This is a genomic window from Streptomyces sp. 8K308 (assembly GCF_004348315.1).
Classification (GTDB): domain Bacteria; phylum Actinomycetota; class Actinomycetes; order Streptomycetales; family Streptomycetaceae; genus Streptomyces.
Genome location: NZ_SMKC01000581.1, coordinates 1 through 1,956, shown reverse-complemented (window position 1 = coordinate 1,956; position 1,956 = coordinate 1). Strand labels below are relative to the sequence as shown.

Here is a 1,956-nt window from a genome sequence, read left to right as displayed (position 1 = left end):
CCGTCACCTTCTAGCCCCAGGACCACCCCTCGTGCACATGCCCATCCCGAGCCAGCCGCTCCACCCGCGCTCACCCGAGCTCGAGGAGCAGGCGTACGACTGGGCCGCCCGCCACGGCCTCGTCGACGCCGCCGGGCGCCGCCGCCTCGCCGCCTCCCGCGTCGTCACCCTGGCCACCAGCTACTACCACACCGCGCCCTACCCCGAGATGGCGCTGCTCGCCCGCTGGTACGTCTGGCTGCTCGCCGCCGACGACTGGTTCGACCGGGCGGCCGGCTCGACCGAGGGGCCCGGGACCTGGTCCGTCTTCCAACGCGCCCTCGTCCGCGAGCTCTGGCCGCCAACCGCGGAGCCGATGTCGGCCGCCTGGCGCCGCCGCTTCGCCCGCCACCTGCGTGACTGCCTCGCCGGTTACCACTGGCAGGCCGGCGTCCGCCTTGGCCTGCGCCCGCCCCCCACCCTCGCCCAGTACGTCGCCTGGCGCCGGCTCTCCTTCGGCGCGCACCCGATCTTCGAGCTGATCCAGTTCGTCGAGCGCCGCGAGTTCGCCGCCGCGCTGCTGACCGCGGCCCCGGCCCGCGAGCTGACCGCCGCCGCGAGTGACGTCATGGCCTGGACCAACGACGTGCGCTCGCTGCGGCGCGACCTCGCGGCCGGGGAGCACGCCAACCTGGTGCTGCTCGTCCGCGACCGCCTCGGCCACGACGAGGCGCGGGCCACCGCCGCCGTCCAGCGGATGGTCGCCGCCCGGATCGACCACCTGCTGGCCGCACGGCGGACGCTGCGGCGCCTCGGCCCCGACGCCCGCCTCCTCGGCGACCGCGTCACCACCGCCGTCCGCGGCGCCTGGGACTGGCACCACGACAGCGCGCGTTACGCGGCGCTGGCTTGAGCGGGTTCGCGGCGCTGGCCTGAGCGGTCGCCCGGGGGCCGGGCGCCGGCCTGGCGGCCGTTCGCCCGCGGCCTGTGGTCGGGGCGTTCGCCGGGCCTTCGCGGCCGGCCGTGCCAGCCGGTCGCTGCGGGGCTCAGGGCACGCCCGGCCGGTGTCGCGGCGAGGGAGGCCTGCCGCCGAAGCGCTGGCCGCCGCATGGCCGCCCCTACCGACGAGCCCTCGACTCCGGCACCACCACGTCTGGCGGCCGACCGATTGCCGTTCTGAGTGCCGGGGGAAGCGGCCAGCCGGATGCTACGACTGTCGGCAGGTGACGTCCTCGGCCGGCAGCGCGCCGTCGCGCAGGTACGCCCGCACGGCCTCGTCGGCGCAGGGCACCGGGCGTAGCCCGTCCTCGCCGGCGGCCGCGTCGCCCAGGGCGGTACCGACCCGGTGGGTGAAGTCGAGCCCGGTCCCGCCGGGGCCGCCCGTGTTGGACAGCAGGATGCCGTGCCCGCGGTCGGTGTCCCTCGCCGCGACGCGGGAGATCGCGAGCTCGATGGTGCGGCCGTCCGGCTCGGCGTAGTCCAGCGGGACTGTCACCCTGGCGCACTCGGCCCCCGCCTCGTTGAGCTCCGGGTACGCCTCCGGGCAGCGGCCCCAGTCCAACTCCTGGCTCTCGTACGCCGACAGGTCTCCGCCGGGCGTGGACCGGGCGGGGGTGGCGCTCGCGGAGCAGGCCGTCAGTCCGGCCAGGGCCGCCAGCGTCAGGCAGAGACCGGCCGGGGTGGAAACGCCCATCGCTCTCCTCGGGTGACTCGTGGTGGTGCTGAGACCGTAGGAAGGAGCGGGTGCGCGCGACCATCGGGTGACCAGGTGGACGTTGGGTGGGGTTAACCCCAGGGCGCGCGACGGCGACGTTGCCCTCCGTTGTCATCAGCCCCGCCATCCGACAGCGGCCAGTGATCACTCCGCGTGAGCGGGCCCGCGTCGGCTTGCCACGGTGGAGCCCTGGCCTCACCGGGCCGCGATGTGCGCCGCCCCGAACAGGCGCTTGGCCATGCCGAGGCGCTCATACGTGGCGA

2 protein-coding genes are annotated in these 1,956 nt (G+C 76.0%); one reads left to right on the top strand and one right to left on the bottom strand.

What is annotated here, in order from left to right; translation table 11 throughout:
* A partial coding sequence (locus E1265_RS35875; protein ID WP_207931351.1) for a hypothetical protein occupies window positions 1-892 on the top strand: 892 nt, incomplete at its 5' end.
* A gap of 294 nt (window positions 893-1,186) precedes the next feature.
* Here E1265_RS35875 and E1265_RS35870 read toward each other — a convergent pair.
* Window positions 1,187-1,672: an alpha/beta hydrolase gene (locus E1265_RS35870; RefSeq protein ID WP_132935124.1), complete on the bottom strand. Its 486-nt coding sequence runs from the start codon at window positions 1,670-1,672 to the stop codon at window positions 1,187-1,189.
* Between the last annotated feature and the right edge of the window lie 284 nt (window positions 1,673-1,956).

What these genes read in the sequence shown, in the direction of transcription:
- E1265_RS35870 (WP_132935124.1), bottom strand. Translation starts at nt 1,672, where the DNA reads ATGGGCGTTTCCACCCCGGCCGGTCTCTGCCTGACGCTGGCGGCCCTG.